15 protein-coding genes are annotated in these 19,393 nt (G+C 44.9%); 7 read left to right on the forward strand and 8 right to left on the reverse strand.

Annotated features, from left to right (window positions below):
• Positions 1-23: 23 nt before the first annotated feature.
• From AB4133_RS19225 to AB4133_RS19245, 5 genes are all read right to left on the reverse strand, one after another.
• The gene (locus tag AB4133_RS19225; RefSeq protein ID WP_372225383.1) at positions 24-2,819 is read right to left on the reverse strand and encodes a hypothetical protein; all 2,796 of its coding nucleotides are present in this window, start codon (positions 2,817-2,819) and stop codon (positions 24-26) included.
• A 119-nt stretch (positions 2,820-2,938) separates the two neighbouring features.
• Complete coding sequence (locus tag AB4133_RS19230; protein WP_372225385.1) at positions 2,939-3,532, reverse strand: ECF-type sigma factor; 594 nt, start codon at positions 3,530-3,532, stop codon at positions 2,939-2,941.
• Positions 3,533-3,534: 2 nt separating this feature from the next.
• The gene (locus AB4133_RS19235) at positions 3,535-4,851 is read right to left on the reverse strand and encodes a serine/threonine-protein kinase (RefSeq protein ID WP_372225387.1); all 1,317 of its coding nucleotides are present in this window, start codon (positions 4,849-4,851) and stop codon (positions 3,535-3,537) included.
• 183 nt (positions 4,852-5,034) lie between these two features.
• The gene (gene gorA, locus AB4133_RS19240) at positions 5,035-6,390 is read right to left on the reverse strand and encodes a glutathione-disulfide reductase (RefSeq protein ID WP_017060142.1); all 1,356 of its coding nucleotides are present in this window, start codon (positions 6,388-6,390) and stop codon (positions 5,035-5,037) included.
• A gap of 188 nt (positions 6,391-6,578) precedes the next feature.
• Positions 6,579-7,418, reverse strand: coding sequence for a 23S rRNA (adenine(2030)-N(6))-methyltransferase RlmJ (locus AB4133_RS19245; RefSeq protein ID WP_017060143.1), 840 nt, complete (start codon positions 7,416-7,418; stop codon positions 6,579-6,581).
• A 279-nt stretch (positions 7,419-7,697) separates the two neighbouring features.
• Here AB4133_RS19245 and prlC point away from each other — a divergent pair, with 279 nt between their 5' ends.
• On the forward strand, positions 7,698-9,740 hold the full coding sequence (prlC, locus tag AB4133_RS19250; protein ID WP_372225390.1) for an oligopeptidase A: 2,043 nt from the start codon (positions 7,698-7,700) through the stop codon (positions 9,738-9,740).
• A 91-nt stretch (positions 9,741-9,831) separates the two neighbouring features.
• Here prlC and asnC read toward each other — a convergent pair whose 3' ends face one another.
• Positions 9,832-10,296: a transcriptional regulator AsnC gene (gene asnC, locus AB4133_RS19255; RefSeq protein ID WP_008218581.1), complete on the reverse strand. Its 465-nt coding sequence runs from the start codon at positions 10,294-10,296 to the stop codon at positions 9,832-9,834.
• A gap of 126 nt (positions 10,297-10,422) precedes the next feature.
• Here asnC and AB4133_RS19260 point away from each other — a divergent pair, with 126 nt between their 5' ends.
• The 3 genes from AB4133_RS19260 (at position 10,423) to AB4133_RS19270 (ending at position 15,169) form a co-directional block, all read left to right on the forward strand.
• Positions 10,423-13,545, forward strand: a complete 3,123-nt coding sequence (locus AB4133_RS19260) for an EAL domain-containing protein (protein ID WP_372225494.1) — start codon at positions 10,423-10,425, stop codon at positions 13,543-13,545.
• Positions 13,546-13,657: 112 nt separating this feature from the next.
• Positions 13,658-14,437 carry a class I SAM-dependent methyltransferase gene (locus AB4133_RS19265; RefSeq protein WP_372225391.1) on the forward strand — a complete coding sequence of 260 codons (780 nt, stop codon included), beginning with the start codon at positions 13,658-13,660 and terminating at the stop codon, positions 14,435-14,437.
• Between the two features lie 141 nt (positions 14,438-14,578).
• Positions 14,579-15,169, forward strand: a complete 591-nt coding sequence (locus AB4133_RS19270) for a hypothetical protein (protein WP_017060147.1) — start codon at positions 14,579-14,581, stop codon at positions 15,167-15,169.
• Between the two features lie 112 nt (positions 15,170-15,281).
• Here the strand turns inward: AB4133_RS19270 and AB4133_RS19275 are convergent, their stop codons facing one another.
• Positions 15,282-16,160 carry a carboxylate/amino acid/amine transporter gene (locus AB4133_RS19275; RefSeq protein ID WP_017060148.1) on the reverse strand — a complete coding sequence of 293 codons (879 nt, stop codon included), beginning with the start codon at positions 16,158-16,160 and terminating at the stop codon, positions 15,282-15,284.
• Between the two features lie 52 nt (positions 16,161-16,212).
• Positions 16,213-16,647 (reverse strand): universal stress protein UspA, encoded by a 435-nt coding sequence (gene uspA / locus AB4133_RS19280; protein ID WP_017060149.1) that lies wholly within the window; start codon positions 16,645-16,647, stop codon positions 16,213-16,215.
• A 189-nt stretch (positions 16,648-16,836) separates the two neighbouring features.
• Between uspA and ftnA the strand changes: the two genes are divergently transcribed.
• From ftnA to AB4133_RS19295, 3 genes are all read left to right on the forward strand, one after another.
• On the forward strand, positions 16,837-17,364 hold the full coding sequence (gene ftnA / locus AB4133_RS19285; RefSeq protein WP_004735556.1) for a non-heme ferritin: 528 nt from the start codon (positions 16,837-16,839) through the stop codon (positions 17,362-17,364).
• Between the two features lie 68 nt (positions 17,365-17,432).
• Positions 17,433-17,756: a universal stress protein UspB gene (uspB, locus tag AB4133_RS19290; protein ID WP_004735557.1), complete on the forward strand. Its 324-nt coding sequence runs from the start codon at positions 17,433-17,435 to the stop codon at positions 17,754-17,756.
• Positions 17,757-18,006: 250 nt separating this feature from the next.
• Positions 18,007-19,200 (forward strand): NAD(P)/FAD-dependent oxidoreductase, encoded by a 1,194-nt coding sequence (locus tag AB4133_RS19295; protein WP_372225394.1) that lies wholly within the window; start codon positions 18,007-18,009, stop codon positions 19,198-19,200.
• Positions 19,201-19,393 lie beyond the last annotated feature (193 nt).

The following is a 19,393-nucleotide window of genomic DNA, read 5'->3' on the forward strand; positions in this document are numbered from 1 at the left end:
TTATATGTTGAACTAATTCAACTTTATCTTGCGAAACTAAACAGGATGTCTGCAAATTTACCAAGTTTTTCTTCTTTCACTTCACCATGAATGGTTCTAATACCGCTCGTGATTGGAGTGATAGAAGTAAAATCGATACCACAGCTGTTATTTTTCGCAGAATCAAAGTACTGCACTTCCCAGGAAAACGGTGTTCCCGACATTGAGTACACGTCGAATGTGTAGTTTGCTTTTACTTCTTCACAGCTCATTTTAAGGTAAATGTCTGCATCTGATACACCACTCTCACACATGTTAGTATCAGTGCAATTGTCATCTACATCATTCATAGCTGCGTCAACATCCATATCATTAATGTTGCCATTTTGGTCAATATAATGAAGAGTACCTTCAACCCATACGTCATCAGTAACGCCATCAGTAATACGTTGAGATATTGAGGCATTCAACTGTTGTGGAGTAGTATAGGCAGGGTACATTTCCTCAAAAGTCATACTTTCTACTTTGTCGTCAATTAAATAGTCGAAAGTTTCTGTATTTTGGAACACAAAGTAGTCTTGGTACTTTTGAGCACTATAGCGAATAGTGAATGATTCATCACCATCATTGATATTAAGTACATACCCCCCACTAGCATCAATAGTGTATGAACCAAGTGACTCAAAATTATTGTTGTTAGTAGGAGACGACGAAGTATTAATCTCAGGGCAAGAAGTAAAGCTTTCTTGAGTACGAGTGTATGCGTAGAGCGTTTGTGTTTCTGAATCGAAATATCGAACCTCACAAGCTAAGCCTGTACCTTCATCATTGTAGTTTTCTAGTGCTGATTGATACAAATATTGGTCTTCGATAGATGTTGTGGGAGGTGTAACATCTCCTGGCTGAACGTTAGGCAATCTAAACGTTACCATTTCTGATTCAATATCGTTCTCCTCACCACCAGAGAAGTTGATCCCTTGTGCGATATACAGAACAACATTATTGGTCTCTGATGTTGGGCGTCCACTTAATGTTACTAAGCCCGAGCTATCAACATTTACTGAGACTCCCGGAATCGGGTTGCTTGGCGTTTCATTATCATGTGGAGCATAGTGAGCGTAGTATTCAATATCGCCCGAAACCTTTGAGCTAAAAAGATTTGCAACGCTGAAAGCTTCTTCAAAGTCTTTACCAACAGTCAGTGACCATTGCGTCGTAATTTGTGCTTGTATATCTGCTTCTAACTCTTCATTAATACTGATGCTGCCAGCTTGAATAGGAGGCGCGGTAAAGTTCGCTGGTGCAGACGCTAAGAAGGTTGAAGTGTGACCATCATCAGCATGAATGGTGAAGTTTACCTTGTTGCTATTAACCTTTTTTGGGTAACCCGTTATGTGAATTACGCCAGATACTGAATCGTACTCAGATTTAAGACCAGGAACTGCACTGTCGATATTTGTTGTGTATGTTAGGTGAGAATCTTCACGATCTTCAAACAACGTATCTACTGGGATCTCTCCGGTAAACTGGGCACCTTGGATTAGATTCCATGTAGATACAATTTCAGTCTGGATTCGTGTCTCTTCCGTATCCACAATGCTTGGAGGTGTGTTGAGTAGGTCAACATCGAATGAAAAAGTAGTACGCAGTGTACTGGTTACTTTCGCATCTTCATCTTGTGTATCTTTGTCTTCTGCTTCAAACGTAATTGTGTAACTGCGCTGCGGATTCTCCAATGAGCCTGAACTTGATAATGTTAACGTAGTACCAGTTTCGTCAAGCTCAGCAGTGATCTCTCCTTCTCCATCAATTTTAACTCTAGGCCTTACCGGAGTTAGAGCACCGTCTACTGAATACTTATCTTCAAAAAGATTGTTTGGTACTTCAATCGTTTCTAAAACAGTATCTGTTTCGGTAATTTTGAGTGTATGGATCTGTTTCTGGATCGCTGATGCTGCTGATGGATTAACTAACAACTTAAAGTTGCGAATAGCGGTCTCTGGCTCAGTTGGATCAATGATTGGCCTGTCGTTTACCAGGTTCTCATCGCCCATATTGTCTTCTGTAACGATTTCTTCTGATTTTTCAGTAGCCGTGTCCGTGATTACCTCAATTTGTTTTTCGTATTCTGAAGGGTTTTTCGCTTTTGACTCCGTAAGAATCTGCGCAGTTTTATGAAGTCGAGCACTTTGCAGGTTGCTCTTAGAGTCTTCGACAAAGTCAGAGAAAAGATCAATTGGTGCTTCTTCTGTGCCCCCAAGGTTGCTACTTACTGCTGATGCGGCAGCTTCAAGTGTGCTGTTATTTTTGCGCATCTCGATAGCGACTAGATCGGTAATTGGAGATATAACGACACCTTCACTGCCATCAACCTTTGGTGTGCGAAGTACGACAGCGTTGGACATAGGTTGGTCCGGAAGGTCCATATCTCTTGTATATAGATCTAACAGTTTATCCAGTGATTTTGTATTGTCAGGAAGAGTACTCAGTTTCTGAGCCAGCTCTGGAGTTACATCGCCAGGACGGAGCGTTTGTAAACCTAGGCTGTGTTTGACCTCTGTATTTTTCGGTAGTGTTAATTCACCGTTTTCGTCTGTTAGACCGAACACAGTATCGATGTCTAGATTCAGTTTCCCGTTGTCGTCCACATCGGCAAACACTACGGCGTTATGGAAGTAGCCATCAAATCCCTTTACTACAATGCTACTCGATTTATCACCTGAATCGCCGCCAGGAGGAGTACCATCATTGCCAGGGGTATTACTCGTATGGGGGCTATCACTCCCACAACCTGTTAAGCCTAGTGCCACCGCAGCCGCTAATAACGTTACCTTTTTCATTTTTTATCCTTACCCTGAAGAGTAATTATTTTTAGGTTAATTAAGATCTGCGGCGTTTTTACCTTTGTAGAGTGGATTTCACAAGACACGAAATTTGAGTGAAATACCGTAAATTATTTTCAATAAATTGGGTTGTGCTGCGTGTTTACTTTCCTCGTTAACCAACAGCGAGAGAACTTTAAATCCTTTTCAATTAGGCTGTCGCTACACGCTAGTAGCTGGCTAATTTCTTGAGTTTGAAGCCCCATAAGGTATTTCAGTTTGAATGCTTGTGATTGCCTTGGGTAATTCAAAGTAAAGTGGTCAACAGCCTTATCCATAATGATTAGCTGCTCGAAATGCCTTTCTTCTTGAGGGGGAACTTTTGTGGGGAGTTGGCGTTTCTGTGCTTGTTGACGTCGAGCGTTATCGATGAGTATTTGTCGCATGATTTTTGCTGCCATTAACAGAAAATCACGAGTGTCTTTTATTGATTGAGTATCAGCAAAAGAGAGCTTTAGGTAAGCATCGTGAACTAACGCCGTTGTATTGTTGATACTATTCCAAGATACCCAACAGCTTTGTTCATGCTTGGTTGTACTCCGTTTTCGCTCCTGTTGGGCGAGTGTGTAAAGGTGTGAGTAAGCGAAATGATAGAGTTTTTGTTCAGCCCCTTTATAGCCTGCTTTCCAATCGCTCACGATCGATTCGATGTCGGTTAGTTGGTTACTCATATTTAGCAGTTTCCTTTTTTTGATTCTGAGCGAACAGCCTGCGGGGTGATTATTTGTAATAGTTTCGCCTTTGTTTTTGTTGGTATGTCTGGGTCTCCTAAAACAGCTTTGTGCGTATGCTTGAGTACCGCATTGATCGATGCTTTTGATTTAGGGCTTTCTTTTATTAGAGACAGTGTTCGGACAAATTGCTTTGTGACCCTTTCAGAAGCGCGCTTTTCTATTTGAAGTTGCTGGTTTTTTTTGATCAAAGGCGTGTAGAAACCTACACTACACCAAATGAGCACAGTAGATAAGGCACATTGAATTGGACGGCGTTGGCATAGCTTCAGAGCAGAATAGAATGGTTGGTCTTGATATGCTGTGATTGGGCGGCAAGCGATTATCTGCTTAATGTCGTTGTAAAGTTCATTGGTACTCGAATAGCGCAGTAAGGCGTGGCGTCGTGTTGCCTTTTGAATTATGCAGCGAAGGTCACCCTGACTTATCGGTAGTTTAGGAAACATGAAAGTTAAGATCTTTCCTAGAGCGTAAATATCACATTGGACAGTGGGTGGACTTCCGTTGATTTGCTCTGGGCTAGCGTAGTCATGGCTGTAGGCATTGATTGTGATTGGGTAAGCAGACAATTGGTCATTGATTCCTCTCATTAAATTAAAGTCGAGTATCTTCGGGTGACCTTCACAATCGATTAATATATTTTCTGGCTTTAAATCGGTATGCAGAACTTGGTGTTTGTGTGCGTGTGAGATAGCAGCGCATATTTTTAAAAATAGACTGAGCTTCTTTGTTTTATTCAGTGAATACGTAGCAAGGTATTCATTGAGGGTACACCCTTTTATGTGTTCCATTACAATATAAACAGAACCTTCATGCGTCCCTCCATCCATCACTTTGGTTATATATGGATGGTTCAACGTCGCAAGTGCTTGGGCTTCATGAAATAAGTATTCTTTATCTATGAGGTGAGACAGTGTTGGCTGAATGAGTTTTATGGCAAGGTTTTGATGAAATGTCTTGTCCACTCGAGTCGCCGCATAGACAACACCAATACCTCCACGACCTATTTCGTAAGACAGGTGGTACTTATCAATGTATGTATCAGAAAAATTCGCTTTTTTGTTTGTAGCTTGGAGGGCGCCTACACCAAATATATGTGTAATAGGCTCTAGCTCTGAGGTGCAGATAAAGGGATAAATTTTGTCATATAGATCGACTTGGTGTGCTTTTAATTCTTTTAGGTATTTTGTTTTTTCTGCCTCAGATAGATTCAATAATTGATAAAAAAGATCGGTGATGCGGGTGTTGGCTACTGACATTATCACTTGTTCAAGAATTACTATGAACGGGATTCTATAAGTACGAACTATATATTTTGCTGAGATTTGACAATCTTTTATAATTTTTTATATATCAGTGCGTTGTGCGTTCTTTTTTTGTTCAAGCTGGTTAATAAAAAGCAGGCCTAAGCCTGCTTCTTTCTTCAATCTTATGATTTGCGATTAACGCATCGTCACAAACTCTTCGCTGCCCGTAGGGTGAATCGCCACAACAGAGTCGAAATCTGCTTTGGTTGCGCCCATTTTCATAGCAACGCCGAAGCCTTGAATCATTTCATCAACCGTGAAGCCGATGCCGTGTAGGCCAACGACAGTCTCTTCTTCGCCAGCACATACTAGCTTCATCTTACAAGGTTGACGGTGCTTGGTTACTGCTGTGTACATCGCAGTGAAGCCCGATGTGTAAACCTTGATGTTGTCTTTGCCGTACTTCTCTTCAGCTTCTTGGGTCGTAAGACCGATCGTGCCGATAGGTGGGTGGCTGAATACAACAGTAGGCACTAGCTTGTAGTCCATTTTTGCGTTGGTTTGACCGTTGAATAGACGTTCAGAAAGCTGACGACCTGCTTTAACAGCTACAGGAGTTAGCTCGATACCGCCTTCCATGATGTCGCCAACACAGTAGATGCCAGGAACATTAGTTGCTTGGAACTCGTCTACTTTGATGTAGCCACGGTCGTTAGTTGCAACGCCAGTTGATGCTAGGTTGATAGCGTCAGTTGCTGGGTGGCGACCGATAGCCCAGATTAGGTGGTCAACGTTTTGAGTGTTGCCGTTCTCTAGGTGTAGAGTCAGTGTGCCATCCGCTTCTTTCACAACTTCTTTAGGCACTGAGTGCGTGTGAAGTGTTGGACCTTCTGCTTCCATTACTTCTACTAGCGTTTCGATGATCATTGGATCGAAGCTACGTAGTGGAGATTCTTTACGACAGAACAAGTGTGTTTCTGTGCCTAGTGCGCTTAGTACACCTGCGATCTCAACTGCGATGTAGCCAGCACCGATAACCGCAACGCGTTTTGGTTGCTCCATTAGGTCGAAGAAGCCATTTGAGTCGATGCCGTATTCTGCACCTGGGATGTTTGGAATTGTTGGACGACCACCTACCGCGATCAGGATGTGATCTGCTGTGTAGTGTTCACCGTTCACTTCAACTGTCTTTTCATCAACGAACTTAGCAAAGCCTTTGATTACGTTTACTTTGTTGTTACCTAGTACGCGGTCGTAAGATTGGTGGATACGACCAATGTACGCTTGGCGGTTTTCAATCAGCTTGCTCCAGTTAAAGCTTTTTACTTCAACGTCGAAGCCGTAGTCCTCAGAGTATAGGTTGATTGCTTCAGCGACTTGAGCGCCGTGCCACATTACCTTTTTAGGAACACAACCAACGTTTACACAAGTACCACCAAGGTCTTGAGCTTCGATAAGTGCAACTTTTGCACCGTGCATAGCTGCGCGGTTAGCTGATGCGATGCCGCCTGAACCGCCGCCGATACAGATGTAATCAAAATGAGTCGCCATTACTTTCTCCATTTATTGAAGGCTGTGGGTACAGTGAGCGCACTGAACACCTACGTCCTATAGATTCTTAAATTGTATAATTATTATATTGAGGGCAGATCGGTTGAACTCAATCTCCCTGTTTAAAATTTATTCGTGTACGTCACAATCTGCTTAATATTTGTCAGAGCATGACGTTAAGTTCGAGATTACTCGGGTACGATCCACTCTACTTTGAAGTGACCGGTCGCCGGCGCAATTGCTTCCTTCAAGAATGGAAGAATCTCTTTCATTTGGCTTTCTAGCTTCCAAGGCGGGTTAATCACGATCATGCCTGATGCCGTCATGCCACGCTCGTTGGTGTCTGGTGATACGCCAAGTTCGATTTGTAGAATCTTGTTGATGCCTAAGCCTTCGAGACCTTCGATCATATCTTCGATATCACAGCGATTTACTACCGGGTACCAAATTGCGTAGATACCGGTTGCCCAGCGCTTGTGGCTTTGAGCGATTGCAGTCACGACATCACGGTACTCTTTTGCCAGCTCGTAAGGCGGGTCGATCAGTACTAAACCACGACGTTCTTTTGGTGGCAGGCTGCCCTTTAAGCGCTTAAAACCATCTTCTTTGTAGATAGATACCTGACGATCACGGTGGAACTCTTGCTCAAGCAGCGGGTGATCGGCTGGGTGAAGCTCAGTCAGTACCATGCGGTCTTGGTCACGCAGGTGTGCACGTGCAACACGTGGAGAACCCGGGTAGTAACGCAGTTTCTCGCCATTATTGAGAATGGAAATAGACTCAAGGTAGCTTTGAATGTCTTCAGGAAGGTCTGTTTGCTCCCACACACGAGCAATACCTTGCTTGTATTCACCGGTTTTTTCAGACCATTCATGCGTTAAGTCGTAACGACCTACACCAGAGTGAGTGTCATGATAAACAAAAGGCTTATCCTTTTGTTTCAAAGAATTAAGAATAAGGCTCTGTACGATATGCTTTACTACGTCGGCATGGTTACCTGCGTGGAAGCTGTGGCGATAACTTAACAAATTAAACTCTCGTAACACTCTCGAATTAGAGTGTGGTTAGTGTAGGTGGGGTTAATCAGACTATTATAACCCTCAATGGACCATAAATTCTCGAACAATTCAGGAACAGTCGCTAGCAATATGCAGTTAGTTATTGGTTCTACTATTGAAATTTGCCTTGTTGGGCACTATTTAATAACTATTCGCAGGTGATTTTTTAGGGCGAACTTTAGCCTGATGACTGTAAGACGACCTCATTACAAAAAAGACGAAAGTCTCTAAAGCCAAAGGAATGTTTATATGTCTAATCCGCTATTAACCTTCACGGACTTACCTCCGTTTTCACAGATCAAGCCAGAGCACGTAAAGCCTGCAGTTGAGCAAGTGATTGAAGCGTGTCGCAACAAGATAGAACAAGTACTTGAAGGTAATACTTCACCAAGCTGGGACAACCTCGTTGCTCCGATTGAAGAAGTGGATGATCGTTTAGGCCGTATTTGGTCACCAGTAAGCCACATGAACTCTGTTGTGAACAGCGACGAACTGCGTGAAGCGTATGAGAGCTGCCTGCCAGTATTGTCTGAGTACGGCACTTGGGTTGGACAACACAAAGGCTTGTTTGAAGCGTACAAAGCGATCAAGGCGAGCGAAGCATTCTCTGCACTGAACCGAGCTCAACAAAAAACCATTACCGATGCTTTGCGTGACTTCGAGCTGTCAGGCATTGGCCTGCCAGCTGACGAACAGCACCGTTACGGTGAGATCAGCAAGCGTCAGTCTGAGCTAGGCTCTCAATTCTCAAACAACGTGCTTGATGCAACTATGGGTTGGAGCAAGCAGATCACAGACGTAGCTGAGCTGGCGGGTATGCCTGAATCGGCACTGGCGGCAGCTCAAGCGGCGGCCGAATCTAAAGAGCAAGAAGGTTACCTACTGACTCTAGATATCCCATCATACCTACCTGTGATGACTTACTGTGATAACCAAGCGTTACGTAAAGAGTTGTACGAAGCTTACGTAACTCGTGCTTCAGATCGCGGTCCAAACGCAGGTAAGTGGGACAACACTGAGATCATCACCGAGCAACTTAAGCTGCGCCACGAGATCGCGCGCATGCTTGGTTTCAGTACTTACAGCGAAAAATCACTGTCGACTAAGATGGCAGAAACGCCAGACCAAGTGCTTGGCTTCCTAAACGACCTAGCAGTAAAAGCCAAACCGCAAGGTGAGCGAGAAGTTGAAGAGCTACGCCAGTTTGCTGAGAAAGAATTTGGTGTCTCTGAGCTAAACCTGTGGGACATCGCTTACTACAGTGAGAAACAAAAACAGAAACTGTTCGAGATCTCTGATGAAGAGCTTCGTCCTTACTTCCCAGAATCTAATGTGGTTTCAGGTCTGTTTGAGGTACTGAACCGCGTGTTTGGTATGTCGGTAACAGAGCGTCAAGGCGTAGACACTTGGCATGAGTCAGTGCGTTTCTTTGATATCTTTGATGCGACTGGAACACTGCGTGGTAGTTTCTACCTAGATCTATACGCACGTGAACACAAACGTGGTGGCGCTTGGATGGATGACTGTCGTGGTCGTCGCATTACCGAATCTGGCGAGCTACAGACCCCGGTTGCTTACCTAACGTGTAACTTCAATAAGCCAGTTGGTGATAAGCCAGCACTGTTTACTCACGATGAAGTGGTGACCTTGTTCCACGAATTCGGTCACGGTATCCACCACATGCTAACGCAAGTAGAAGCGGGCGCAGTTGCGGGTATCAATGGTGTGCCTTGGGATGCGGTTGAGCTACCAAGTCAGTTCCTAGAAAACTGGTGTTGGGAAGAAGAAGCGCTGTCGTTCATCTCTGGTCACTTCGAAACGGGTGAAGCGCTACCAAAAGAGATGCTAGAGAAGATGCTAGCGGCGAAGAACTTCCAATCTGCGATGTTTATCCTGCGTCAGCTAGAGCTTGGTTTGTTCGATTTCACGCTACACACAGAATACGACCCTGAAGTGGGTGCTCGCGTACTAGAAACGCTAGCGGATGTTAAGTCTAAGGTGTCGGTACTGCCAAGCCTAGATTGGAACCGTTTCTCACACAGCTTTGGTCACATCTTTGCTGGTGGTTACAGCGCGGGCTACTACAGCTACCTGTGGGCAGAAGTGCTATCGGCAGATGCGTTCTCAGCATTTGAAGAAGAGGGTATCTTCAACACTGAAACGGGTAATCGCTTCCTGAACAACATCCTTGAAATGGGTGGCAGTGAAGAGCCAATGGAGCTGTTCAAACGCTTCCGTGGTCGTGAGCCACAAATCGACGCAATGCTGCGCCACGCGGGAATCAACGCATAATCACGGTAACTATCTAGTTTATTGCGAAAAGAGCCTCTAGTTAGAGGCTCTTTTTTTGTCTGTGCGTTATGCCAAGCAAGGCGAATCAATGTTATGGATTCACATTGCGGTTGATAGGGTTCTGCAATGAAATCAGTGTCTCTGTCGACTGAACTTCATCGATCGCTTGCAGCTTATCGATCAATACAAACTGCAGCTCTTCTATCGACTTACACATCAGCTTTACAAAGATATTGTAAGCACCAGTGGTGTAGTACGCCTCAACCACTTCGTCTAAGGCATTCAGCTTAGCGATCGCCGAGTGGTAATCTTTGGCAGCATTAAGGTTGATGCCAATAAAGCAACACACGTCGTAACCCAGTTTTTTGGTGTTTACCACAACTTCCGTTCGCTCGATAATGTCTGCCGATCTCATCTTTTCGATGCGAACGTGAATCGTCGCAGGGCTGACATCGAACTGCTTTGCCATTTCAGCGTAAGGAGTTCGTGCATCTTCCATCAAGGTTTTGAGAATGGCACGGTCTAGATCATCTAGACGAGCTGTGGTTGTGGACATGCATAATCCTTAGGTTGAATGAAAAACATACCGGCTTGAGTACACATCATAGCCAAGGGTGATAATATTAGCAGTAACTATAGGGTTAGGGTGAATTCAGTGCGATTTTCGTTATTTTTTATTGTGATGTGTTGGAGTGTTTTTGCTTCAGCTCAGGCAAAAGATGTGTTGGTTATTCACTCTTATCATCAAGGCTTTTTCTGGACAGATGATTTCCATAAAGGACTATCTGATGAGCTCGATCGCGATGGGTTATCTTACCGGGTTGTTTATCTCGATACCAAGCGAACTCAAAACGCTGAATACTTAGAGCGAATTTATCAGCTATACCGCACTAAGCTGTCGCATGAAGAGTTTGCCGCTGTAGTCGTCAGTGATAATAACGCCCTCAATCTGATGAAACGCTTAGCGCCCGAACTCAATGGCACGCCCGTTATTTTTGGTGGCATCAACAATTTTTCTCCGCAAATGATTGAAGGCTTGCACGCAACCGGTATCACTGAAGATATTGATATGGCGAGCAATATTGAGCTGATCAATCGACTTCAATCGACGGTTAAAAAAGTTTACGTGGTTACCGATCACTCGGTAACGGGTGAAGCTATTCGCGCTCAAGTGGATTTATTTCTACAAAAACGCCCTGAGTTTTCTGGGATGGTGGAGCAATATACGCCTGATTCTTATCAAGAACTGATGACGTTCGCGCAACGCGCTGATCTAACTAAAAGCTTGTTGTTCTGGGCCTACTACCGCGACATCAATGGTCGGGTCAGCAGCAAAGAAGACTGGCGTCAGCTCAACAAAAAAACTCAGATGCCATTGTATATTGTGCATGATTTAGGACTTGGGTTTGGTGCGATTGGTGGCGTGATCCACAGTGGAGAAACGCAAGGTCGAGACACGGGGCGCGTGCTGTTGAGCGTGCTGAACAATCCTAAGGCTCCATTGCCATTGGTGGTTGCTGGCGCGCCAGAAATCAAACTCGATTACCAACAGATCTCACGTTGGGATTTGGGTGCAGAGAATGAAGCCTCAGTAACCTTCCTCAATAAGCCGAAGTCATTCTTAATGCGCTATCGCGATGAAATTCGCACCATCGGTTTAATGTTCTTGAGCATGTCGTGTGTTATCGCGGTGTTGGTGTATTACCTTAACCGTCTGAAGAAGAGCGAACGTGCAAGTCGCCAAAGCCAACGACTGTTGGAGTCGATATTTGATCAGAGCCTGCAATTTATGGGCATCATTGATAAGGGTGGCGTGCTGCTGTCGAGTAACAGCAAGTTACATGAGCTGCTTTATAATCAAGGCTATAAACTGGGAACGCCGCTGCAACAACACCAACATTGGGAAAGTTCTGCGCGAGAAGTGCTAGCCGAATATTTCATCGCAAAAAGTGAGCACCCAGCCTTACGATTTGAAGCCGAGGTGTGGTGTCGAGATCGCGGTGCGATGGTGTTGGATATTTCATTGAAGCCGATGCCGGGCAGTGAAGACGAAGACATTCAGTTTCTCTTTGAGGCGCGCGACGTGACCTCACGTAAGCTTGCTGAGAATAAGCTGTTCCAACGTGAAGCAAACTTGAAGCTGTATTACGACAAACAGCCGGTGATGATGATTACGCTCGATGGCAATAATCGCATTCAACAAGTGAACCAGTTTGCCGAAGAGCTTTTGGGATACCCTCTCGATCAGTTGTTGGGCCATCGCCCTAGAGAATTCTATGTTGATGAGAACGCGATGATTCCTCGTCATATCTTGCTGCAACCTCAGCATAAGATTCGTGGTGTGTGGCGTCGTGATATCGAATATCGCCATGCCGACGGCAGCAAGAGCTGGATTCGTGAAAATATCCGCCCGTTGGTGGAGTCTGATCAGCTGTTGATTGTGGGTGAAGACATCACCGAAACGCACGAGCTTTCTGAAAAGCTAGAGTATCAGGCTCGCTATGACCTACTGACTGACACCTTTAACCGCAACCACTTTGAGCAAGAGCTGCAAAAGGCGCTGAAAGAGGTTGAGAGCCACATGCGAACTCACGCAATGTTGTTCCTAGATTTGGATCAGCTGAAAGTGCTGAACGATACCGCAGGACATGAAGCGGGTGATGCTGCGATCTTGTTTAGCGCCAAACTGCTAGAAGACGTACTGCCTTACAATGCGGTGTTAGCGCGAATGGGTGGTGATGAGTTTGCTGTGCTGATGAAAGACTGTACTGAACGAGATGCGGTGAATGTGTGTCGCAGTATTATCTCGATGATGAGTGATAATCCATTCTTGTGGGATGATATTCGACTCAACCTGACGTGCTCTATCGGTATTCGATTGATCGACCATACAGCAGCTTCACCACAGATGGTGCACGCTCAGGCGGATGCAGCTTGTCATGCCGCTAAAGAAGAAGGTCGCAATCGCTATCATCTTTACCATCAAGATGATGAAGACCTGCGTCGTCGCCATCTTGAGATGGAGTGCGTTAACCTAGTGCATGAGGCCTTGGCTAACGATCGCTTAGAGTTGTTTGCGCAGCGAATTCTTGGCCTAGATGAAGACAGCGATAAAATGCACTTTGAAATCTTGGTCCGCATCAAGAACATCCAAGGGGAATACATCTCCCCGGGGATCTTCATGCCAGCCTCAGAGCGTTATAACATCGCGCATTTGATTGACCGCCAAGTCGTCAGTCAAACCTTGGGTTGGTTGGAGCAACGCCCTGAGGTTATTGAGGAACTGGGGATGTGTTCAATCAATCTTTCCGGTCACTCGATGGGTAACCGTGAGTTTGTCGAATTTTTGATAGATAACCTGAGCGATTCATCGATACCGTGTCATAAGATTTGTTTAGAGATCACCGAAACAGCGGCCATGAGTAACATGAAGCAGGCGATCAAGTTCTTCACTCGAATCAAAGAGCTTGGCTGCATGATTGCATTGGATGATTTTGGCTCAGGGCTATCGTCATTTGGCTATCTGAAAAAGCTGCCTGTCGATATTGTGAAGATCGATGGCTTGTTTGTACGTGATATTGATGTGAATGAGATGGACCATGTGATGGTTCGCTCGATCAATGATCTTGCCAAGCAGATGGGCAAGCACACCGTGGCTGAGTTCGTTGAAAATACCCAGATTATCGACAAGCTTATCGAACTGGGTGTGAACTACGCGCAGGGCTACATCATAGGGCGACCTAAGCCACTCGCAGAGCTTGTTGAAGAGTTAAGACAAGAGCGAGAGACAGAGCCATTGGTTTAGGTAAGCCGACTTTAGCTGGGAATACTTTTCACCGCTAATATGTATTGTTGAGGCAATCAGGTAAACTGGTTGCCTCTTTTGTTTTGAATACTACTGTCTGTTGGAGACGACCTTGCAACTACAACTGATTTGCGAAGATGCTACCCAAATCGATCATTTGAATGACTTTGCGACCCGCTGGAACTTATCTCATGATGAAAGCAGTGATTTTGCTTTGGTACTGACTAGTGAGCGACTTGAGCTACGTAAAGTCGATGAGCCTAAGCTTGGCGCTATCTTTGTTGATTTAGTGGGAGGCGCTGTTGGTCACCGACGTAAGTTTGGCGGTGGTAAAGGTCAGGCGATTGCCAAAGCAGCTGGTTTAAACAAAGGCGCAACGCCAACTATTCTTGATGGTACTGCAGGCTTAGGGCGCGATGCGTTTGTGTTGGCTTCTCTAGGTTGTAAGGTGCAAATGGTCGAGCGTCATCCAGTTGTGGCCGCACTGCTTGATGATGGCTTGCAGCGAGCGCAACAAGACCCAGATATCGGTGGTTGGGTAACTGAACGCATGAAGTTGATTCACGCATCCAGTCACGATGCTTTAGACAAGCTCAGTAACGATCCTGACTTTGAACAACCTGATGTGGTGTACCTCGACCCTATGTACCCACACCCAGAGAACAAAAAGAAATCGGCTCTGGTCAAAAAAGAGATGCGCGTATTCCAATCTTTGGTGGGTGCCGATCTGGATGCTGATGGTCTATTTGAGCCGGCGATGAAATTGGCATCGAAGCGAGTTGTGGTTAAAAGACCGGATTACGCTGCTTGGTTAGACGAACAAAAACCGAGCATGGCGATTGAAACCAAAAAGAACCGTTTTGACGTCTATGTGAAAGCATCAATGACTTAATTGAAGCATCAATAACTTAGATACACGCTAAGAAAATTTCCCGTCATAAATACGATAAATTGCCATTTAACACTTGCGATAGTCGCGTTACAGATGTATATCTAACTAAGAATCATTATTATTCTTAGCTGGAGTTGAAGCATGGCTAAACGCTTTTGTAAGTTAAACCGTCGAGATATCACCGAACACTTGGGCGAGATCCACAGCTTGGTGACTGAACCTAAGTTCGTGTGTCGTTCTTGCGCGCGTTCTTCGGCGGATCAAGCGAATCTATGCAAACCCACCGCAATTCCACCTCTTGGTTGTCAAAACAAACCCGTTGAAGAGAAAGTCGCATGCGGCCTGCTAGCGGAAACATTACCTGCACCAGAACTGTCGCTTGCGGAAATCAACGAGGCAATTGAACCGAGCGTACAAATGTTCGATCCAGCCGCCGCTGATATGGCCCCTGAGCTTGCCAAAAAAGAAGCCGCACAGAAAAAAGCCAAGCTGAAAAAACTGATGGCGAAGGCGAGCGGTGATGAGAAAGCTGAACTCAAACAAGCGAAGAAAGCGGCTAAGAAACAAGAGAAGTACAATAAGAAACTGGCGAAGATGATTAAGAAGCAGCAAAAGCTGTTTAAGAAAAGTCAGAAGCTGGAAAGTGAATTGGAACGAATCAACCTACAACTTGATGATGTTGCCTTCACTGAAACCAAGACTCAGGTAGTGAGCCACAATCAAATTCACTGAAGTTGATTTGAATGGTTTATTGCTACAGCGATGATTTAAAAAGAGCGACCTTAGGTCGCTCTTTTGCTTTTTGGGGTTATCCGAGCTGACTCATGTAGCTCGTTCAAATCAGCTAAGCGTTGCTTGCGGATCTTGCTACGCGCTTCTTCACCCACGTCTCATTGACGAATAAAGAGAATAAGATAACGGCGCCACCAATAGACAAGCGAACCAAATCGACATCTCTGTTCCAAATCAGGATATTCACCACCAGACCAGCAGGAACCAAGGCATTGTTCATCACTGCCAGCGCGCCAGCATTCACCATGCACGCGCCTTTATTCCACATAAAGTAACCCAGCCCCGACGCAATCAAGCCAAGGTAGATCAGGATTCCCCATTGAAGTGTGGTGGTGGGCAGTTTCTCTGGGTTGCCTAGTAGCATGAAAGCCACTGACGCGACACATAGCGCCCCTAAGTAGAAGTAACCAAATACGGTTCGCTGAGGCAACTCGGTCGATTCCTTCTCCATCACCACCTTGTAGCCCACCTGACCAATAGCAAAGCACAGGTTCGCGCCTTGCACGACGAGGAAGCCGACTAAAAAGTTTTCGTTAATACCTGCGAACTTAATGAATACCGCGCCCAATACCGCAATTGCCGCTGTCACTAGGTACCACGGAGAGAATTGCCCTTTGAGAAAGTCATAAATAAGCGTGACGTAAATTGGCGTGAAAACGGTAAACAAAAGGACTTCAGGAACGGATAGCAGTAAGAAAGATTGATAGTAGAAGCAGTACATCAGGCCAAGCTGGATACCACCAATTGCCATCAATTTAGCGATCAGCTTACGCGATACGCCGCGAAACTTTAGGAAAGGAAGAAATACGACGCCGGCAAGGGCAACACGCATTAAAACAGAGAACCAAGAATCAACCTGACCCGCAAGGTAAACGCCGATCAGGCTAAAGGAGAAGGCCCATAGGAGGGTAACACCAGCTAAATAGCTCATAGTAAAACTTCGTTAATAAGATATGAGCTGTATGTTACCTAACCTTAAATCATTAGTCTTCTGAATCTCTTAGAGGCACGACCAGCATATCAACCGGAGAGGCGTTGATCAGTTGGCGTGTTGAAGAGAGCAGCTTGCTCCAAAAGTCTTGATGGTGACCGCAAACCACGAGATCAACATTGAACTCGTTGATGGTGTCACACAGCTCATGACTCAAATCACCACTGCCTACTAGGGTATGGGTGATCGGGTATTGGGCGTGCTCCGCAAAATTTTGCAGCTGAATACGAGACGCTTCCATCGCGTTGTGCTGGGTTTCGGCCATGTTGATATCAATCAGGCCGGTATACAGCTCTGCGTAGTTAATATCGATATGGATAAAAGAGACTTTGGCTTCCAATGGCTTAGCCAATGCTACCGCTTTATCCACAATTAATTTGCTGTCTTCTGATAAATCGACCGCGACCAAAATATGTTTGTAACTCATATCGCTACCTCCTTTATTCATTGTCTGATTTAAGATTAGCACTATGCGATGGTTTTTTTTGCTGAAGTGATCTCATATCCACTGTCTTGCGTAATGACAGCTCGAAATATTGGTTAACTAATGGCCTGCGAGATATTCATTAAATAGTGATATAGTAGAGAAAATTGAGGATGTAATTAGGAGTCTTAAATGCTGTCAAAAACTATGGTTGAGCAACTGAATGATCAAATTAACCTAGAATTTTTCTCATCCAATCTATACTTACAAATGAGTGCTTGGTGTGAAGACAAAGGATTTGAAGGTGCAGCAGAGTTTCTGCGTGTTCATGCAGTAGAAGAAATGGAACATATGCAGCGTCTTTTCACTTACGTAAGTGAAACAGGTGCAATGCCAATTCTAGGTGCGATTGAAGCGCCAAAACATGAATTTGATAGCCTTGGTGCTGTGTTCCGTGAAACTTATGAACATGAGCAGATGATTACTCAAAAGATCAACAAACTGGCTCACGTTGCTTTCAGCACACAAGATTACTCAACCTTTAACTTCCTGCAATGGTACGTTGCAGAGCAACACGAAGAAGAGAAGTTGTTTAAAGGTGTATTGGATAAGCTAGAGCTTGTTGGTGAAGACGGTAAAGCACTGTTCTTTATTGATAAAGACCTAGCGCAATTGGCAAAAGATGGTTCATCTTCAATTATGGAAGCTCCTGCCGTTTAGGTAGTACGGGAAAGACACTGATTATCTTTTTCTTTTGAGTTTTCTTATGAAGATGTAGGGAGGAAAGGATGATCAGCGGCGACACTATTCTATTTGCACTAATGGTTGTGACTTGCGTGAACTGGGCGCGATATTTTACTGCGCTAAGAACACTCATTTATATAATGCGAGAAGCACATCCTCTACTTTATCAACAAGTAGACGGAGGTGGATTCTTCACAACTCATGGCAATATGACCAAGCAGGTTCGCTTGTTTAGTTACATCAAAAGCAAAGAGTACCACCATCATCACGACGAAGTGTTTATGTCGAAGTGTGATCGCGTAAGACAGTTGTTTATACTTTCTTCCGCTCTGCTGGGTGTAACGTTGCTGTCTTCTTTCATCGTCTAAGTTATTTAGTACGTGTGAAGTAGAGTTTAGGTTTTGGTGTAAAGCTTCGGTTGTTGGTTCGCTAAGCCAAGTAGTGGTTTTGCTGCTGTCTGCAAATTGTACAATTGAACATCAATTGCAAAGTTTAAAATTGCCGCTAGAATAGCGAGCAATTAGTAAGGATGTGCTGTTTATGCACATCCTTTTTTATTGATGGCATTTCGAGAACAGGGCGTACTCGGGCTGCAAAAGTGAAGAAAGCAGAACCCCAATGAGTGAAAAGTTTGATGTAATCGTAATTGGTGCGGGCGCCGCGGGCTTAATGTGTGCTGCGGAAGCGGGTAAACGCGGCCGACGAGTGCTGGTGGTTGATCATGCAAAGAAACCAGGCAGAAAAATTTTAATCTCAGGTGGCGGTCGTTGTAACTTCACTAACTATGATGTTTCAGCCAACAACTTCCTGTGTAACAACCCTCACTTCGTGAAGTCAGCTTTATCTCAATACACCAACTGGGATTTTATCTCGATGGTGAGCAAGTACGGTATTGAGTTCGAAGAGCGTGATCACGGCCAGTTGTTCTGTGTGAATGACCACACAGCAAAAGACATCGTGAGCATGTTGCTTGAAGAGTGTAAGCAAGCGAAAGTTGAACAGCGCTACCGTTGTGATGTTCACTCCATCGAAAAAACAGACGCTGGCTTTAAGATGCACCTTAATACCGACGAAGTTGAGTGTGACTCACTGGTTGTGGCGACGGGCGGTTTATCGATGCCGAAACTAGGCGCGACGCCATTTGGCTATAAGATTGCCGAGCAGTTTGGTTTGTCTGTGATGCCGACTACTGCGGGTTTGGTGCCATTTACTCTGCATAAAGAAGACAAAGAAGCCTTTGCTGAGCTTTCAGGAATCGCGATTCCTGCCGAGATCACCGCGCAAGACGGCACCTTATTCAAAGAAGCGTTGCTGTTTACCCACCGCGGCCTATCGGGTCCTTCGGTACTGCAAATCTCTTCTTTCTGGAAGGCGGGTCAGTCGGTTTCGATTAATCTAGTACCAGAAGTCGATGTAGCTGAACTGCTGGCTAACTCTCGCGAGAAGCACCCAAATCAGAGCCTGAAAAACACCTTGGCGAAAGCACTGCCGAAGCGTTTTGTTGAAGTGTTGATTGACCGCAAAGAGCTGGAAGACAAGCCGCTCAAGCAGTTCAATGAAAAACAGCTGAATGACATTGTAGAGCATCTAGAGAACTGGAAAATCGCGCCAAACGGCACCGAAGGTTACCGAACAGCGGAAGTGACCCTAGGCGGTGTAGACACCAATTACCTATCTTCAAAAACCATGGAGTGTAAAGACATCAAAGGCTTGTACTTCATTGGCGAAGTAATGGACGTAACCGGTTGGTTAGGTGGCTACAACTTCCAATGGTGCTGGAGCTCTGGCTTTGCAGCAGGCCAGTGGGTTTAAGAGTGACAGACAACAGGTTTGTCTCTTAATAGTGACAGCCACTAATTATCCCTCGAGAGTAGCTATTTTGCATTCTTACATTTAGTTTCTTTGGTGACTAAATTTCAACTTTCAAACCAAAACTCAATTTGTAATCGTCTTTATTGGGCTCTGAGTTGTTAGAGCCTAGTTTGGATAACATATATGCTTCACG

It is taken from the genome of Vibrio sp. 10N.286.52.F8 (genome assembly GCF_041468745.1).
In the GTDB taxonomy this organism is placed as follows: domain Bacteria; phylum Pseudomonadota; class Gammaproteobacteria; order Enterobacterales; family Vibrionaceae; genus Vibrio; species Vibrio crassostreae_C.

What these genes read in the sequence shown, in the direction of transcription:
- AB4133_RS19275 (WP_017060148.1), bottom strand. Translation starts at nt 16,160, where the DNA reads ATGAGCTATTTAGCTGGTGTTACCCTCCTATGGGCCTTCTCCTTTAGC.
- AB4133_RS19295 (WP_372225394.1), top strand. Translation starts at nt 18,007, where the DNA reads ATGAGTGAAAAGTTTGATGTAATCGTAATTGGTGCGGGCGCCGCGGGC.
- AB4133_RS19225 (WP_372225383.1), bottom strand. Translation starts at nt 2,819, where the DNA reads ATGAAAAAGGTAACGTTATTAGCGGCTGCGGTGGCACTAGGCTTAACA.
- uspB (WP_004735557.1), top strand. Translation starts at nt 17,433, where the DNA reads ATGATCAGCGGCGACACTATTCTATTTGCACTAATGGTTGTGACTTGC.
- asnC (WP_008218581.1), bottom strand. Translation starts at nt 10,296, where the DNA reads ATGTCCACAACCACAGCTCGTCTAGATGATCTAGACCGTGCCATTCTC.
- AB4133_RS19235 (WP_372225387.1), bottom strand. Translation starts at nt 4,851, where the DNA reads ATGTCAGTAGCCAACACCCGCATCACCGATCTTTTTTATCAATTATTG.
- gorA (WP_017060142.1), bottom strand. Translation starts at nt 6,390, where the DNA reads ATGGCGACTCATTTTGATTACATCTGTATCGGCGGCGGTTCAGGCGGC.
- prlC (WP_372225390.1), top strand. Translation starts at nt 7,698, where the DNA reads ATGTCTAATCCGCTATTAACCTTCACGGACTTACCTCCGTTTTCACAG.
- AB4133_RS19270 (WP_017060147.1), top strand. Translation starts at nt 14,579, where the DNA reads ATGGCTAAACGCTTTTGTAAGTTAAACCGTCGAGATATCACCGAACAC.
- uspA (WP_017060149.1), bottom strand. Translation starts at nt 16,647, where the DNA reads ATGAGTTACAAACATATTTTGGTCGCGGTCGATTTATCAGAAGACAGC.
- AB4133_RS19260 (WP_372225494.1), top strand. Translation starts at nt 10,423, where the DNA reads ATGTGTTGGAGTGTTTTTGCTTCAGCTCAGGCAAAAGATGTGTTGGTT.
- ftnA (WP_004735556.1), top strand. Translation starts at nt 16,837, where the DNA reads ATGCTGTCAAAAACTATGGTTGAGCAACTGAATGATCAAATTAACCTA.
- AB4133_RS19230 (WP_372225385.1), bottom strand. Translation starts at nt 3,532, where the DNA reads ATGAGTAACCAACTAACCGACATCGAATCGATCGTGAGCGATTGGAAA.